This window comes from Nocardioides sp. Z22_16, from assembly GCF_058134365.1.
Genome location: NZ_JBYTTI010000005.1, coordinates 610,116 through 626,468 on the forward strand (window position 1 = coordinate 610,116; position 16,353 = coordinate 626,468).

Sequence of the window (16,353 nt, forward strand, 5' to 3'; positions counted from 1 at the left end):
CGCAATGCCGCCGAGCCCGGCCCCCGCATGGCGGGGGCCGGGCTCGGCGGTGTCAGGACCGGATCAGCGGAGGTCGAACCGGTCCGCGTCCATCACCTTGGTCCAGGCCGCGGCGAAGTCCTGCACGAACTTCTCGCGCGCGTCGTCGCTGGCGTAGACCTCGGCCATCGCCCGCAGCTGCGAGTTGGAGCCGAAGATCAGGTCGACCGCGGTCGCGGTCCACCGGACGTCGCCCGTGGCGCGGTCGCGGATCTCGAAGACGCCCTCCTCGTTCTCCGACGCCTTCCACTCCATGCCGGGAGCGAGGAGGTTGACGAAGAAGTCGTTGGTCAGCACGCCCGGCTGCTCGGTGAGCACGCCGTGCGCCGACCCGCCGTGGTTGTTGCCCAGGGCGCGGAGGCCACCGACGAGGACCGTCATCTCCGGGGCGCTCAGGCTGAGCGTGTAGGCCTTGTCGACCAGCAGGGTCTCCGGCTGCAGCTTCACGCCCGGACGGACGTAGTTGCGGAAGCCGTCGGCCCGGGGCTCGAGCCACCGGAAGGAGTCGACGTCGGTCTGCTCCTGCGTGGCGTCGGTGCGACCCGGGTGGAACGGCACCGTCACCTCGACACCGGCGTCCTTCGCCGCCTTCTCGACCGCTGCCGTGCCGGCGAGCACGATCAGGTCGGCCAGCGAGACCTGGGCGCCGCCGGCCTCGTTGAACTCGCGCTGGATGGCCTCGAGGCGCTCGAGCACCGGGGCGAGTCGCTCGGGCTGGTTGATCTCCCAGCCGCGCTGCGGCTCCAGCCGGATGCGGGCGCCGTTGGCACCGCCGCGGTGGTCGGTGCGCCGGTAGGTCGAGGCGGACGCCCACGCGGTGGAGACCAGGTCGGAGACCGAGAGGCCGGAGTCGAGGACCTTGGCCTTCAGCGTCGCCACGTCGGCGTCGCCGATCAGCTCGCCCTCGACGGCCGGCACGGGGTCCTGCCAGATCTGGGGCTCCGGGACCCACGGGCCCAGGTAGCGGGTGACCGGACCCATGTCGCGGTGGAGCAGCTTGTACCAGGCCTTCGCGAAGGCCAGGCGGAACTCCTCCGGGTCCTCCTTGAAGCGCCGCGAGATCTTGTCGTACTCGGGGTCGAAGCGCAGCGCGAGGTCGGAGGTGAGCATCCGGGGCTCGCGGCGGGCGTCGCCCTCGTGGGCGCCGGGCACCAGGTCGTTGCCGGCGCCGTTCTTGGGCCGCCACTGCTTGGCACCGGCCGGCGACTCGAAGAGCTCCCAGTCGTAGGCGTAGAGGATGTGGAAGAACTCGTTGTCCCACCGGGTCGGGTGGTAGGTCCAGGTGACCTCCAGGCCCGAGGTGATGGTGTCGCCGCCCTTGCCGGAGCCGTAGGCGCTCTTCCAGCCCAGGCCCTGCTCCTCGAGCGGCGCGGCCTCCGGCTCGGGGCCGACCAGGTCGGCGTCGCCGGCACCGTGGGTCTTGCCGAACGTGTGGCCACCGGCGATCAGCGCGACGGTCTCCTCGTCGTTCATCCCCATCCGGGCGAACGTGACGCGGATGTCCTTCGCCGAGGCGATCGGGTCGGGGTTGCCGTTGGGGCCTTCGGGGTTGACGTAGATCAGACCCATCTGGACCGCCGCGAGGGCGTCGTCGAGCTCGCGCTCGCCGGCGTAGCGCTCGTCGCCCAGCCAGGCGTCCTCGGGACCCCAGAAGATCTCCTCGGGCTCCCAGATGTCCTGGCGGCCGAAGCCGAAGCCGAAGGTCTCGAAGCCCATGTCCTCCAGCGCGACGTTGCCGGCCAGCACGATCAGGTCGGCCCACGAGATCTTCTGGCCGTACTTCTTCTTCACCGGCCACAGCAGCCGGCGGGCCTTGTCCAGGTTGACGTTGTCGGGCCAGCTGTTGAGCGGCGCGAAGCGCTGGCCGCCGTCGCCACCACCGCCACGACCGTCGTGCACCCGGTAGGTGCCGGCCGAGTGCCAGCTCATCCGGATGAAGAGGCCGCCGTAGTGACCGAAGTCAGCCGGCCACCAGTCCTGGGAGGTGTGCATGACCTCGACGATGTCGCGCTTGAGCGCCTCCAGGTCGAGCTTCTCGAACTCCTGCTTGTAGGCGAAGTCCGGGCTCAGCGGGTTGATGTTCTCGGAGTTGGTGTGCAGCACCGAGAGATCGAGCTGGTTGGGCCACCAGTCCTTGTTGGTGCGGGGGCGCATGCCGGTCTTCGGGGTCGGCGACTCGATCCCGGGGTTCTCGCTCTCGCTGCCGTGCGCGGCGGCGGAGTCGTGCATGACCGGGCAGCCGCCCTCGGCCTTGCGGTCCACCCCCTGGGGGCTCTGCGGCGTGCTGTTGTCCTGGCTGTCGGTCATCTGGTTCCTTCCGGCTGGATGTGTCCCGGGCTGGGTGCGCCCCGGACCCTCGTGGCGAGGTGGTGCGGTCAGTGCTGTTCGGTGGTGTGCGGTGTGCGGTGGTGTCGGTGCGGGTCGGTGCGGTGATCCGCGCTGGTGGCGGTCGCGCAGTCGGGGCAGGTGCCCCAGTAGACGACCTCCGCCTCGTCGACCGTGAAGCCGCGGTCGTCGGAGGCGGTCAGGCACGGGGCGTGGCCGACGGCGCAGTCGACGTCGGCGATCGCCCCGCACGAGCGGCAGACCACGTGGTGGTGGTTGTCCCCCACGCGCGCCTCGTAGCGCGCGGTCGCCCCGGCCGGCTGGATCCGCCGGACGAGACCGGCGTCGGTGAGCGCCCGGAGCACGTCGTAGACGGCCTGGTGCGAGACCGCGCCGAGGTCGGCGCGGACGCGGTCGATCACCGCGTCGGTGTCGAGGTGGGGCTCCGCGTGCACGGCGGAGAGCACCGCCACCCGTGGTCGGGTGACGCGCAGGGAGACGCCGCGCAGCACGGAGGGGAAGTCCGTGGTCATGGTCGCCAGCATGCAACCTGTTCTGGATCAAGTCAAGATTGACTCAGCGACCAGAGTGTGAGTCCGGAGGATTCTCCTCCCAGGAGACGGCGACCCGCTCGAACCCCTTGTGCCGCTGCATCCGGGCGTAGCCGGCGTAGGCCCGGCGGTCGGCGTCGGTGAGCTCGACGTTGTCGGTGAACGGGGTCAGCAGTGCCCGGGGCCACAGGCGGCGCGCCAGCACGACGTTGATCTCCATCGCGAGGACCGCCATCACGGCTCCGATCCACAGGAAGCCGATGAGACCGAGGACGAGACCGAACGTCTTCGTCATCGAGCTGGCGTCGACCAGCACGTGCTCGACGTACCTGGCCCCCAGGAACTGGAGCACCTGCCACATGACGGCCAGCGCGAAGCCCCCGGGCGCGGAGCTGTTGAAGGAGTGCTGGCCGGTCGCCGCGAAGCGGAAGAGCAGGGTCAGGAAGGTGCCGACCACCGCGATGGTGAGCACCGGGAGCAGGGGCTTGATCCCCCCACCCAGCGCGTCGCCGAAGAGGTCGGTGGTGCTGACCACGGTCGAGAGGACCGACACGCTCGCCAGCGAGAGCCCGGCGGTGACGAGCAGGATCAGGGTCTTGACCCGGGCGTAGATCGGGTTGGGACGACTGTTGCGCGGCACCGACCAAGCGACGTGCTGGGTGTTCTGCAGCGCCTGGCCGAGGCCGAGGCAGCCGTAGAGCGCGGTGAGCCCGCCGACCGCGATGCCGGAGACCGACCCCTGGAGGCCCTCGGGCCTGCCGAGCTCGTCCCCGATGATGGGGAACTGGGCCAGTGCCGAGTCCAGGATCGCCTCCTGCCACTGCGGATGGCCCTGCAGCACCAGGCCCAGGATCGAGGAGCCGAGGAGCATCAGCGGGAAGATGGCGATGAACGCGTAGTACGTCAGCGCCGAGGCCAGGTAGGGCCCCTGGTCGTCGAAGTACTTGTAGACGACCGCGAGCGGGAAGCCGACGACGCCGTGCCGTCGTTGGAATCCGTCCACCGCTGAGACCGCGTCCACGCTCGGAGGCTACCGGGCGCCGCAGCGGATCCCCGATCGGCGCGTGGGTCGCGACCGGCGCGGCGCCGCGCCGGGCGGCGCGGCCGGGTCAGGCGACGGTGAGCGTGACCTCGATGTTGCCCCGGGTGGCGTGGGAGTACGGGCAGACCTGGTGGGCCTGCTCGACCAGCTTCTCCGCCTCCTCGCGGGAGACCTGCGGCAGCGTCACCTCCAGGGCGACGGCCAGGCCGAAGCCGCCCTCGCCGTTGTCGCCGATCGAGACGTCGGCGACGACCTCGGACTCCGCGACGTCGGCGCCGGCCTTCTGGGCCACCAGCCTCAGGGCGGAGTGGAAGCAGGCCGCATAGCCGGCGGCGAAGAGCTGCTCGGGGTTGGTGGCACCGCCCGGTCCGCCCATCTCCTTCGGGGTGCGCACGTCGGTCACGAGCAGGCCGTCGGTGGTCTCGACGTGGCCGTTCCGGCCGTCCCCGGTCGCGACGGCGCTGGCTGTGTAGAGAGTCTTCATGCTCTCGACTGTAGGTCGCGCCCCTGGGGCGGCGCGTGAGCGGCAGGTCACACGACTGTTCGACGACCGAGCGGTCTGAAACGTGCGCGTCACCGTTCGGGGGGGACGGGCGAAACCGGGCGTGCCTAGCGTCCCGCATCACAGCTCAGCCCCGGACGCCTCTGGCTCCGGCTATCTCGGAGGTCCTTCCTTGTCCCAGACACGTCGCGCATTCCTGCGCAGCGTCGGCGTCGCCGGCGGAGCAGGAGTCATGTTCCAGACCATGGGGGCTCTCGGGCTCTCCCCCGCCGCGGTCGCGGAGACGCCGCCGTTCACCCCGCTCGACCGGGAGGGCCTCCAGCGTCGGGGGCGCAAGTCGGTCGTCGTGCTCGGCGGTGGCATCGCCGGGCTCACCACCGCCTACGAGCTGCTCAAGGGCGGCTACTCGGTGACGGTGCTCGAGGGCCGGAGCCGCCCCGGTGGGCGCAACTGGACGGTCCGCGGCGGTGACACCTACACCGACCTCAAGGGCCAGACCCAGCGCGCCCGCTTCTCCCGCGGTCAGTACATGAACGCCGGCCCCGCCCGGATCCCCCAGATGCACGTGACGCTCGACTACTGCAAGGAGCTCGGCGTCCCGATCGAGGTCTTCGCCAACCAGAACGCGGACGCCTTCCTCTACCGCGAGGGTGTCCCCGGCGCCCTCAACGGGGTGCCGGTGCGGCAGCGCGCGGTCAAGGCCGACGTCTACGGCTACACCGCCGAGCTGCTCGCCAAGGCCACGAGCCAGGGCGCGCTCGACGCCGAGCTCACTGCCGAGGACAAGGAGGCACTGATCTCCTTCCTGCGCAGCTTCGGGGCGATCAACTCCTCGAACGAGTACGTCGGGGGCGGACGCCGCGGCTACGACCCGGAGCCCGGCGCCCACCTCGAGGCGGGTACCCCGCTCCCCCAGTACGACATCTCCGACCTGTTCCGCTCCACGCTGGGGAACTACTTCTCCTTCGAGATGGGCTTCGACCAGGCGATGATGATGTACCAGCCGGTCGGCGGCATGGACCGGATCGCCTACGCCCTGGCCGGCGCGGTCGGGGCACGCAACATCCGCTACAACGCCGAGGTCGTCGAGTACCGCAACACCACCACGGGCGTGGAGGTCCTCTACCGCGGGCTCGGCGGCACCCGGAAGGTCACCGCCGACTTCGCCGTCAACACGATGCCGCCGCACATCGCCGCCCGGATCCCCAGCAACCTCCCGGCCGAGGTGGTGACCGCGCTGGGCTCGGTGAGCCGGACCAACGCCGGGAAGATCGGCATCGAGTACGAGCGGCGCTGGTGGGAGGAGGACTTCCGGATCTACGGAGGCATCACCAACGCCAACACCAACCTGGGCAACGTGTGGCACCCCTCGTACGACTACCACGGGCGGCGCGGCACGATGATCGGCTACTACAACACCGGGGCCAACGCGAACTTCTACGGCGCGCTGACCCCGGCCCAGCGCCTCGACGAGGCACTCGCCCAGGGCAAGAAGATCTTCGGGGACGTCTACGCCGAGAAGGTCGCCGCCTCGTTCAGCCAGGACTGGGCCACCTCGAAGTACGCCGAGGCGGCCTGGGTCGGCTGGCCGAGCGCCGTCGGGGGCCAGACCGGCGCGGGCTATCAGAGCCTCCTCGGCGCCACCGGCAACGTCTACTTCGCCGGGGACCACCTCAGCCACGCCATCGCGTGGCAGCACGGGGCGATGACGTCGGCCCGCGTGACCGTCCAGCAGATCCACGAGCGGGTGACCGCCTGATGAGCACGAGGAGCACCATGACCACGCAGCGCACGAAGAAGCCGAAGGCCGTCCGCAGGGTCGTCGCGGCCTCGGTCATCACCGCGGCGGTGGTCGCGCCGACCGCGGCCGTGGCGGGAAGCCGCTACTGGGAGCCGAAGAAGGGGACGACCGTCTCGATGCTGCCCCCGGGGCAGGACAACCCGTCCATCGCGGACGGGGTCGCGATCGGCAAGGACACCGCGATCTACAAGACCAGCGGCCTGGGGCCCGGCGGCCTCAACACCGCGGCCCCGGCCGGGACCGAGGAGCGCTACATCGACCCGGTGGACCTCGTCGACGGCGCGCTGCCTCCCGGGGTCACCATCACCGAGGCCCAGGGACTCAACGTGCTGCGCCGGATCGGGGAGAACCTGGCCCGGGTCGGGCTCAGCTATGACGACGTGATCACCATGCGCGTCTTCCTCCAGAACCCGGCGAGCGAGGAGAAGATGGACTTCGCGGGCTGGAACCGCGCCTACCGGCAGTTCTTCGCCAACACGAGCCTGTCGACCGGTCTGCCGGTCGCCGTGCCGCTCGGCTCCGCGCCACCCGCGCCGCCGAAGGTGGCCAACCCGGCACGCCCGTCGCGGTTCGCCCTGGAGATCGAGAACCTGCCAGTCAACGGATGGCTCGTCGAGGTCGAGGTCGACGCCGCCTTCCCGGACAAGAAGGAACGACGCTGATGGCCCACCTGGGGAGCACCGAGCTGCTCATCATCTTCGCCGTGCTGGTGCTGCTCTTCGGAGCGCGCAAGCTCCCCGAGCTGGCCCGGGGCACCGGCCAGGCGCTTCGGATCCTGCGGGAGGAGACCCGGGAGACCGGGACCTCCGAGGACGAGCCGGCCCCGGAGCCCGAGCAGGTGGCGGCGCGCGCCGAGGCTCCGGTGAGCCTGGGTCCGGTGAACACCGTGCGGCACTGAGGCGACCGACCCGGTCCCGGCTCACTCCGAGCAGGCAGTCTCCGCGGGCCCCGGACCTCCTGGTCCGGGGCCCGCGGCGTGGGAGTGGGAGAGCTCGTGGGGCGGGTGGGCCAGGGGGTGCGCAAGTGTTCGACATCCGGTCAACGAACGCCACACCGTCGACGAAGTGATGCACTTGTCTCGTCATACCCAATTTTAGGTAAGCGAGACCCATATGCCACATGCGTCACACAGGCGCCCCCGCCTCCGGGGGATCGTCTGCTCCAGCATCGCGGCAGTCGTGGGAGCCGGCAGCCTCGCGCTGCTGAGCCCCGCGACCGCCACCGCGACCCCGGACCGCCCCACCCCCGCAGCGACGTCCACCGGTGACTACTGGTCGGCCACGTCGGCCCGGCCGGGCACCGTCCGCGACGGCCTGACCCCCCGGGTCGACCCCCGCGACTTCGCGGCGTTCAGCCTCGACGGCGACTCCCTGCGCGACGAGCTCCGCGACGCACCGCGCGAGGAGAGCACCGCCGCCGCCGAGACCGTCTGGGTCCCCTCACCCGAGGGCGACCTGGTCGCCTTCGACGTCAAGGAGTCCCCGGTGATGGAGGCCGAGCTGGCCGCTCGGAACCCCGAGATCCGCACCTACGCGGGCCGCGGCGTCGAGGACCCCACCGCCACCATCCGCTTCGACGTCACCCCGAACGGCTTCCACGCCTCCGTCCGCGGCGCCCGCGACCAGGCCGCCTGGTACGTCGACCCGGCGTGGAACGGCGACGACACCGTGCACCTGTCCTACCTGGGCAGCAGCCTCCCCGCCCCCGAGAAGGGCCTGATCGAGCCGCACCTGGACGACCACGTCCTCGACGAGCTCGTCGAGAGCCGGGCCGGCGAGGCCGGCGGCGACGAGGTGTCGCTGCGCACCTACCGGCTGGCACTGCTCACCGACCCGTCGTACGCGGCGTACTTCGGCACCGAGAACGTGCTGGCCGAGAAGGTCACCCTGATGAACCGGGTCAACCAGATCTACAACGACGACCTGGCCATCCGGATGCTCCTCATCAACGACACCGACAAGCTCAACTTCGACACCGACGCCAAGGCCACCCAACCGGGCGGCCCGTGCGGTGACGCGCCCTGCTTCACCACTCAGCAGCTGGCCAGCTGCACCGGCCAGCTGCTCAACCGCAACCGGATCGTCCTGGGCCAGCTCGTCGGAGCCAGCAACTACGACGTCGGCCACATCGCCCTGGGCACTCCCGGCGGCGGCATCGCCGGCCTGGGCGTCGTCGGCCTGGGCAGCAAGGCCCGGGGTTGCACCGGCCTCCCCCAGCCGGAGGGCGACTTCATGGCCGTCGACTACGTGGCCCACGAGCTCGGCCACCAGTTCGGTGCGCCCCACACCTTCAACGGCACCGAGCACAACTGCGGGGGCAACCGCAACGGCTCGCCGTGGGAGCCCGGCTCGGGCAGCTCGGTGATGGCCTACGCGGGCATCTGCCAGCAGGACAACCTGCAGCCGCACACCGACCCGTACTTCTCGCAGCGCAGCATCGTCGACATCACCACCACGGTCGAGCGGGCTCGTCCGGACGAGGACGAGACCCAGACGGTCTCCCTGCGCGGCTTCGACACCGACGGGGAGTCGTTCGCCCTCTCCTTCGACGGGCAGACCACCGAGCCGATCGTGCGCGGCACGAGCTACTCCACCGCGGCGATCGACGCGGCGCTCGAGGCGCTCCTCGGCGCCGACACCGTCACGGTGGCGGCGTTCGGCGGTGGCAATGCGCTCGACGGCACCGGCTTCCAGGTGACCTTCGACGGCGGCGCCGTCAACGACGTCGACGTGGAGTCGCTGGTCCTCACCCCCGTCTCCGGTGACGTCACCGGCTTCGTCGGCGAGACCCAGGCCGGCGGTCCGGTCGAGAACGGCGGCTCCACCGTCTCCCCGAGCGGCAACCGCGCGCCCGTGGCGACCGCCCCGGCCGACAAGACCATCCCGCTCCGGACGCCGTTCGCGCTGACCGGCTCGGCCACCGACGCCGACGGCGACGCGCTGATCCACATCTGGGAGCAGAACGACCGCGGCGGCTCCGCGGGCACCGCCCTGGGCAACCAGACCAAGGCCGACGGGCCACTCTTCCGGATCTTCGGCAAGCACGCGCCGGTCACCCCGGCCGGCACCCTGCTGATCAACTCCCCCGGCGAGAACATCGCCACGTCCGACCCCACCCGGGTCTTCCCGGACATGGAGCAGATCCTGGAGAACAACACCAACGCGGCCAACGGCACCTGCCCCGCGATGCCGGCCAAGCCCGTCTCGGGCGGCGCCACCAACGTGCCGGTCCCGGTCGTGGAGTGCTTCGCGGAGTGGCTGCCGACCGCTGACTACGTCGGCTCCACCCAGGGTGGCAACACCGAGCCGTCGCTCAACTTCCGGTTCACCGCGCGTGACCTGGACCCGACGGCCGGCGGCTACGCCTACGACGACGTCAAGCTGACGCTCGACAAGACCGCGGGCCCGTTCCTGGTCAGCTCCAAGAACGCCGTCAACGCGGGCGCCATCGCCGGGCGCAGCGAGGCCGTCACCTGGGCCGTCGCCGGCACCGACAAGCCGGAGCTGGCCGAGCACGTGCGGATCACCCTGTCCACCGACGGTGGCCAGACCTTCCCGCACGTGCTGGCCGAGAGCACGCCGAACGACGGCAGCGAGCGCGTCGTCTGGCCCCACCTCGCCACGACCAAGGCCCGGATCAAGATCGAGGCGGTGGACAACTACTTCTTCGACGTCAACGACGCCGACTTCGAGATCACCGCGTCCCTCACGGCGACCGGTCCTGACTCCGCGGCGATCGACGTGCGCAGCGGCGAGGCGATCCCGGCGGTCGAGCTGTCGGCCAGCAGCCGCGGCGCGGCCGGTGAGGAGCTCGTCGCCACCGCCTCGGGCCTCCCCTCGGGGGTCTCCCTGGAGCGGATCGCGGTCTCGGACACGCACGTCCGTCCGGGCACCGCGACCTGGCGGACCGTGGGCACCGTGACCTCGGCGCCCGGCACCTACGAGGTCTCCGTCGAGATCACCGACGGGACCGCCACGGTCACCGAGGAGCTCACCGTCACGGTGACCGCCGCCCCGGCGCCCGAGTCGCCCACGCCGACGCCCACCACCCCGGGGCCGACGCCGACCGCACCGGTCACCCCGACGGCGCCGGAGACGACCATCACCGACGGACCCACCGAGGGCTCGATCGTGATGGACCGCAAGCAGACGTTCGCGTTCTCCGCGGACGTGGCGGGAAGCCAGTTCGTCTGCGAGCTCGACGGAGACCCCGTCTCGTGCGCGGACGGGAGCCTGACCCAGCGCTTCGCACCGGGCACCCACCTGCTCAGCGTCCGGGCGGTCGCCCCCGGCGGCACGGCCGGCGTCGCCCCCGCGACGCGCACCTTCACCGTGCCGCTCAACGACGGGCAGCTCACCCGCAAGGGCACGTGGAAGCAGGTCAAGAAGGCCCGCGCCTTCGGGGGTGACTTCCTGCGGTCCTCGACCAAGGGCGCTCGCCTGGTGACCAAGATCCGCAAGGCGACCAGCGTCTCGCTGGTGGTCGCGCCGCAGCCCAGGTCGGGCCCGGTCCACGTGTTCGTGGGCGGCAAGAAGGTGCAGACCTTCAACCTGAAGGGCTCCGGCTCGTTCAACAAGCTGAAGACCGTCACGTTCGACAAGCCGCGCAGCGGCACGCTCCAGATCGTGGTCGGGAAGCGCAAGCCCGTCCGGATCGAGGGCGTCGCAGTGGTCACCGGCGTCAGCTGACCCACTCGGCAACCCGCCGCACCTGAAGAACCAGCACCTCAGAAAAGCACAGGGCCGCCCGCTTCTGCGGGCGGCCCTGTGTGCGTTCTGGGCACGAGACCTGCGTTCCCCGGACGTCCGACGGCCGCTCGCCTCGGCGTACCGCGCACAGGACGTGGCTAGGCTCCCCCAGCATGTCCGACAACGTGTTGTGGATCATCACCGACGACCAGCCGCGCGCCACCCTCGAGCGGATGCCGCGGACCTGGAGCCGGCTGGTGCAGCGCGGCGTCCGGTTCGACCGGGGGTACGCCGCGATGCCCTGGTGCGGTCCTGCTCGCGCGTCGATCCTGACCAGCCGCTACCCGCACCACCACGGCTGCAGCACCAACCAGACGCACGCGCCGTTCGTCCAGCGCGGGCTCGACCAGGACACGGTGGCCACCCGGCTCCGGGCGGGCAGCGGCTACGACACCGGCTACTTCGGCAAGTACATGAACGGCCTGTCCCGGGACCCGGCCTACGTCGCTCCCGGGTGGCGCCGTTGGGTGACCACGGTGGGATCGGGCGGTCGGGTCAACGTCGACGGCGAGAACCGGGAGCTCGGGTCGCAGCGCGCGGCGGACGGGTTCGCGCTGGATCGGCTCACCACCTACCTGCAACGGCAGGCGGACAACGGTCCGTGGTTCGCCGTCTGGTCGACCTCGACGCCGCACGACCCCTACACGCCGAGCCGTCGGCACCGCGACGACTTCGACGGCGTGCGCTGGAACCCGCCTGCGCTCAACGAGCCGGACATGAGTGACAAGCCGACCTGGATGCGGGACCTCCCGCCACAAGACCAGGCGCGGATGCGCGAGGTCCACGAGGGGAAGCTCGAGGAGCTCCAGGACCTCGACGACCAGGTCGCCCGGGTGCTGGACGTGCTGCGGGAGACCGGTCAGCACGAGCAGACCTGGATCTTCTTCGTCTCCGACAACGGGTACCTGCTCGGCGAGCACCGGCTCTTCCGCAAGGAGCAGCCCTACGAGGAGTCCGCCGGTGTGCCGTACGTCGTCCGCGGGCCGGGCGTGGCGCCCGGCGTCAGCGACGCACTGGTCTCCCAGGTCGACCTGATGCCCACCACCCTGGAGATCGCAGGCCTCGACCCGGACGCCGGCCGCGAGCTCGACGGTCGCTCGCTGCTGACGCCGCTGACCACCGGCGACTGGTCGCGATGGCGACGCCGGCTGCTCGTGGAGAACACCAACCTCGGGTGGGCGATGCTGCGGGAGGGGTCGCACGTCTTCATCGACCACCACGAGCGGGGCGAGTGCGAGCTCTACGACCTCTCCGCCGACCCGCACCAGCTGAACAGCCTCCAGGGGGTCGACGTGGCCGGCTGGGCGGGTCCGCTCGGTCGTCTGCGGTCCGTGCGAGGCCGTGAGCTGCGCGCCCTGGAGGTCTGACTGGGTGTGTCCCTAGTGGCGACAGTGGCTACTCCAGTTGCCGGGTCTGCCGATGATGGGGTGCTGGCCTCGACTCGAATCCTTGCGAACCGGCGTCGGCTACCCGACGGTGGTCGCACGATCGGCGCGGCAATGGGGCATCCTCGTGCGATGGTGACCATCAACCTCCTTGGATACCCCAGCAGCGCAGCTGCCTACTGTGTTGGCGTCGAGCATGCGCCGGCCGCACTCCGCGAGGCCGGTCTGGTGACTGCTCTGCAGGCCGCGGGGCATCAGGTCAACGACCTGGGTGACCTTCCCGTCCACCTCTGGAAGCCGCACCGGGAGAGACCACGGGTTCAGAACCTCGACGAAGAGGTCGAAGCCCTCCGCGCGCTGGCCGATGCGGCAGCACCGCTCGTCGCGGCCGACGCCCGCCTGCTCGTCCTCGGTGGGAGCTGCACGGTGGCGCTCGGGCTGTGCGCGGCTGTGGCAGACGCCGGGATTGAGCCCCACCTCGTCTACGTCGACCGGCATCTCGACCTCAACACGCCCGACTCGACCACCGAGGGTTCGCTCAGCTGGATGGGCGTGGCTCACGCGCTCGGCGTACCCGGCGCAGAGGAGTCGCTGGTCGAGCTGACAAGCCAGTACCCGCTCCTGCAGCCGGCCCACCTGAGCTACCTTGGGGTCGACCCCGCCGTCGAGTCCACCGAATGGGAGCGCGACCAGGTCGACCGCCTCGGGATCTCCATGACCACCCAGGCAGAGCTGGTCGAGGATCCGACGGCGGCCGCGCTCAAGGCGAGAGCCGCTCTGCCCGACGGGCCGTTCGTAGTCCACGTCGATGTGGATGTGCTGGACTTCCTCGACGCCCCGCTGGCCGAGAATGTCAACGGCCGCAACGCGGGCCCGACCCTGGTCCAGCTGGGCGAGGTGCTGACCGCGCTGTGGCGCGAGCCCGGGTTCATCGGGATGTCGATCGGGCAACTTGTGCCCGCTCACGCCGCGTCTGACCCGACCTCCCTCGGCCGCTTCGTGGAGGCGCTCACCCCGCCGGGTGACGCGTGACCGCGACAACCAACGTCAGACGGGCACGGCTCAGACGGTCATCAGTACTTCCGGACGCCGGCCACGGCCCGCGATCAGCAGCGTGAGCACGATGCCCACCGCGGCGTACGCCGCCAGCACCAGCAACGGACGGGTCATCGCGTCGGAGTCGAAGTAGACGATGTGGCGCACCCCGTCCACGCCGGCGCCGGTCGGGATCCAGTCGCCGACGACCCGCCAGAAGGTGGGCATCACGCCCGCCTGGAACGCACCGCCCGCGCTCGGGTTGCCGATGATGACGATCAGCAGCAGCGTGATGCCGATCCCGATCACCCCGAAGAGCGCCTCCAGGCCGATCGCCACCGAGGCGATGGAGAACGACACGGCGGCTCCGAGCAGGCCCAGCTCCCAGAAGTGCCCGCTCTGGGCGTCCAGCATCGGACCGACGATCACCGCCCCGCCGAAGCCCGACGCCAGGGCGTACGGGACCAGCGCCGCCAGCCGGAGCGCCGCCGAGCGCACCGACCGGGGCCGGTCCCCGCGGGCCAGGGCCACCACGGTCGGGAACAGGTAGCCGCCGACCGCCCAGCCGACCACGAGGTAGAAGCCGGTGAGCCCCCGGGCGTCGCCCTTCTGCAACGGGACCAGGTCGTCCTTCTCCACCGTCCGCTGCTGCTCGGCCACGACCTTGGTGAGCACCGCGCTGGCCGCCTCCTCCTCCGAGACCCCGCCCCCGGAGGCGATGAGGAGCAGGTCCCTGCTCTGCTCCGGGCGCAGCACCAGGGCCGCGACCTCGTCCCCGTTGCGGACGTCCTTGCGGGCCTCGGCCTCGGAGTCGGCCAGCGACGCGTCCAGCGGGTCGCCAGAGAGCCGGTTGAGCTGGTCGACCAGCTCCTCACCCTGCGCCTCGCCACCCTGCGGTGCCACCACCTGCACCTTGAGCTCGTGCGGCTTCGGGTCGTGGAAGGCGCCGACGTAGCTGTAGATGAACGCGAACTGGAGGAAGAGCACGCCGAGCACCCAGGCGACGGCCCGGATCAGGGAGCTCTTCGGGTCGATCGCGTCGTGCGGCTGCTGGGGATCCTGCAGGGTTCGTTCGGCTGTCATGGCTTCTCCTCTGCCGATGTGCCGGTTCCGCGAACGTGGCGCGGACGCCGTACGGCGAGGAATCTGCACTAGGCCCGAGCCCCATCGCTGATCACTGTAGGGGCGTTCTCCGGCCCTGACACCGGTCAGAGTGCCCGGGTACTGGGTCATCCCAGCCGCTCACTTCAGGGGCCACGGGCGACGATCAGCCTCGGTGAAGGTGCGCCACCCGGCGAACCGGTACTCCAGGATGCGGCGCCACTCGCGCTCGTCGACACCGTCGAGCTCCTCCCAGTAGCCAAGAGGCATCTCGCGTAGCCGCTGCGTGTCGGCTTCATCGAACCTGACGAGACCACGCTTCGTCAGGATGTCCAGGACCTGTTCACGGGTGTGGACGTAGTCCTGGTACTCACTGAACCTCTTGGGTCCTCGCCTGACTGGCTTGCGGTGCGCGTGGGAGCCTGGGTGGAGAGCCGACCAGGCAGCCACCACGAGGACCAGTGCGGACAGGAGTCCAGCCGCGAGGACGCCCAGGACCAACCAGTCCGACAGCTGTTCCTTGTGCTCGAGGGATCTCATCAGGGAGTAGGCACTGACGCATCCGGTGACGGTCAGCACGTGGAGCACGGCTGTCTGGACGTTGCGCAGTCCCTTCTCCTTGCGTTGCTCGAAGAGAGTGCCGACCTGCGCGAAGGCCGTGATCCAGAAGAGCATGTTCGCGAAGAGGAGCCACCCGTCCTCATAGACGAAGTCGCGTGTCCCCAACCAGATGAAGAGAGTGCCGGTCAGTGGGGCTCCGACGCCGAACGCGAGCGCGAACCCGACTCCCGAGGCTCCGACGACGTACATGAGCGGGACCCACCATGGCATGTCCTGTCTCAGCGGTTCGCGAGACAGGATGCCTGCCTCCACCTCACCGAGGCGAACGGGAGGCTCGAACTGTGCCGTCCGAGCCCACTCCTCGACGGACTCCGCGTGCCGGTCCGGACCGCCGGGGCCGGGAGGCTTCGCTGGTCGTGGTCGTGCCCGGGACGATTCGGGGTCGGACATCGTCGTTCCTCGTTCCTGGGATCCGTGAGAGGTCAGGAAACTACCGTGACTGGGCGGCGGACGGGCCTAGTCTCGCGCCGTCGATCCGCCGGTCCTGGTGAGCAGACGGCACGGCGGCAGCCGGTGACCATCACCCATGCGCACCACGCCGCGCGCATACGCACCAGAGCCGCCCCGACGGAGGCCGGGGCGGCTCTGGTTCACAAGGGCTGGCTGCTGGTGGAGCTGCGGGGAATCGAACCCCGGTCCTCGAGCGTCGATCCAGGTCTTCTCCGGGTGCAGTCCGTGTTGTCGCTTTTCTCGGCCCCGACGCTCGCACGGACACGTCGTCGACAGGCTCAGTCAGGAAAAAGTCCCGCTCACCCCTCCTGACAGGAGATGAGCAGCTAGTCCTCTAGATGAGGCCTGGGTCCGGGACGAGGACGGATGCCCGGTCAGACCCTTCGATCACTGCTCAGGCAGCGAGAGCGAAGTCGTTGCGATTAGAGTCGGCAACTGTGTTTTCCAGCGATCGTTTACGAGATGACGCTGGCTTCTCGACCCGCTTCCCCTGGAGCTAACGTCCCAAGTCGAAACCGATCAGCCCCTCTTGAGTTGTACTGGGCGCAACGATAACGCAGGGCTGCGCATTCCCCCACCGGGTTGTCGTCCGCCCGCTAGCTCACGCCGGGGCTACACAAGGCTTGTGCGCATATTCGAACACCTGTACGATAGACGGGATGCGTCAGGTCGCTGACGTTGTGTGATGTCGCAGGACGTAGGTGACGGTTCTGTATCAGGACATCGGTGACACAACCGGGGTGCTTGGTGGTG

The 16,353-nt window shown here is 70.3% G+C and carries 12 protein-coding genes and 1 other RNA gene; 6 read left to right on the forward strand and 7 right to left on the reverse strand.

All coding sequences use genetic code 11. The features are described from left to right. Positions 1-63: 63 nt before the first annotated feature. The 4 genes from katG to AC3X7R_RS18135 all read right to left on the reverse strand — a co-directional run bounded on the left by katG (position 64) and on the right by AC3X7R_RS18135 (position 4,441). Complete coding sequence (gene katG / locus AC3X7R_RS18120; protein ID WP_489967071.1) at positions 64-2,346, reverse strand: catalase/peroxidase HPI; 2,283 nt, start codon at positions 2,344-2,346, stop codon at positions 64-66. A 68-nt stretch (positions 2,347-2,414) separates the two neighbouring features. Continuing rightward, entirely contained in the window at positions 2,415-2,897 is a 483-nt protein-coding gene (locus AC3X7R_RS18125) for a Fur family transcriptional regulator (RefSeq protein ID WP_489967072.1), read from the reverse strand. 43 nt (positions 2,898-2,940) lie between these two features. Continuing rightward, entirely contained in the window at positions 2,941-3,936 is a 996-nt protein-coding gene (locus AC3X7R_RS18130) for a YihY/virulence factor BrkB family protein (protein ID WP_489967073.1), read from the reverse strand. Positions 3,937-4,024: 88 nt separating this feature from the next. Beyond that, the gene (locus tag AC3X7R_RS18135; RefSeq protein WP_489967074.1) at positions 4,025-4,441 is read right to left on the reverse strand and encodes an organic hydroperoxide resistance protein; all 417 of its coding nucleotides are present in this window, start codon (positions 4,439-4,441) and stop codon (positions 4,025-4,027) included. Between the two features lie 250 nt (positions 4,442-4,691). On the opposite strand from AC3X7R_RS18135, the gene AC3X7R_RS18140 reads away from it, so the two are divergent. The 6 genes from AC3X7R_RS18140 (at position 4,692) to AC3X7R_RS18165 (ending at position 13,425) form a co-directional block, all read left to right on the forward strand. Beyond that, positions 4,692-6,218, forward strand: a complete 1,527-nt coding sequence (locus AC3X7R_RS18140; RefSeq protein WP_489967075.1) for a flavin monoamine oxidase family protein — start codon at positions 4,692-4,694, stop codon at positions 6,216-6,218. Positions 6,219-6,235: 17 nt separating this feature from the next. Next, entirely contained in the window at positions 6,236-6,922 is a 687-nt protein-coding gene (locus tag AC3X7R_RS18145; protein WP_489967076.1) for a Rid family hydrolase, read from the forward strand. After that, positions 6,922-7,158, forward strand: coding sequence for a twin-arginine translocase TatA/TatE family subunit (locus tag AC3X7R_RS18150; RefSeq protein WP_489967077.1), 237 nt, complete (start codon positions 6,922-6,924; stop codon positions 7,156-7,158). Before AC3X7R_RS18145 ends, AC3X7R_RS18150 begins: the two co-directional genes overlap by 1 nt. A gap of 280 nt (positions 7,159-7,438) precedes the next feature. Continuing rightward, positions 7,439-10,948: a reprolysin-like metallopeptidase gene (locus tag AC3X7R_RS18155; RefSeq protein ID WP_489967078.1), complete on the forward strand. Its 3,510-nt coding sequence runs from the start codon at positions 7,439-7,441 to the stop codon at positions 10,946-10,948. 173 nt (positions 10,949-11,121) lie between these two features. Continuing rightward, on the forward strand, positions 11,122-12,375 hold the full coding sequence (locus tag AC3X7R_RS18160; RefSeq protein ID WP_489967079.1) for a sulfatase family protein: 1,254 nt from the start codon (positions 11,122-11,124) through the stop codon (positions 12,373-12,375). A gap of 150 nt (positions 12,376-12,525) precedes the next feature. Next, entirely contained in the window at positions 12,526-13,425 is a 900-nt protein-coding gene (locus AC3X7R_RS18165; RefSeq protein ID WP_489967080.1) for an arginase family protein, read from the forward strand. Positions 13,426-13,455: 30 nt separating this feature from the next. Here the strand turns inward: AC3X7R_RS18165 and AC3X7R_RS18170 are convergent, their stop codons facing one another. The 3 genes from AC3X7R_RS18170 to ssrA form a co-directional block, all read right to left on the reverse strand. Next, complete coding sequence (locus tag AC3X7R_RS18170) at positions 13,456-14,511, reverse strand: ABC transporter permease (protein ID WP_489967082.1); 1,056 nt, start codon at positions 14,509-14,511, stop codon at positions 13,456-13,458. A 159-nt stretch (positions 14,512-14,670) separates the two neighbouring features. Then, complete coding sequence (locus tag AC3X7R_RS18175) at positions 14,671-15,402, reverse strand: hypothetical protein (protein ID WP_489967083.1); 732 nt, start codon at positions 15,400-15,402, stop codon at positions 14,671-14,673. Positions 15,403-15,757: 355 nt separating this feature from the next. Then, positions 15,758-16,127, reverse strand: a transfer-messenger RNA (tmRNA) gene (ssrA, locus tag AC3X7R_RS18180). Positions 16,128-16,353 lie beyond the last annotated feature (226 nt).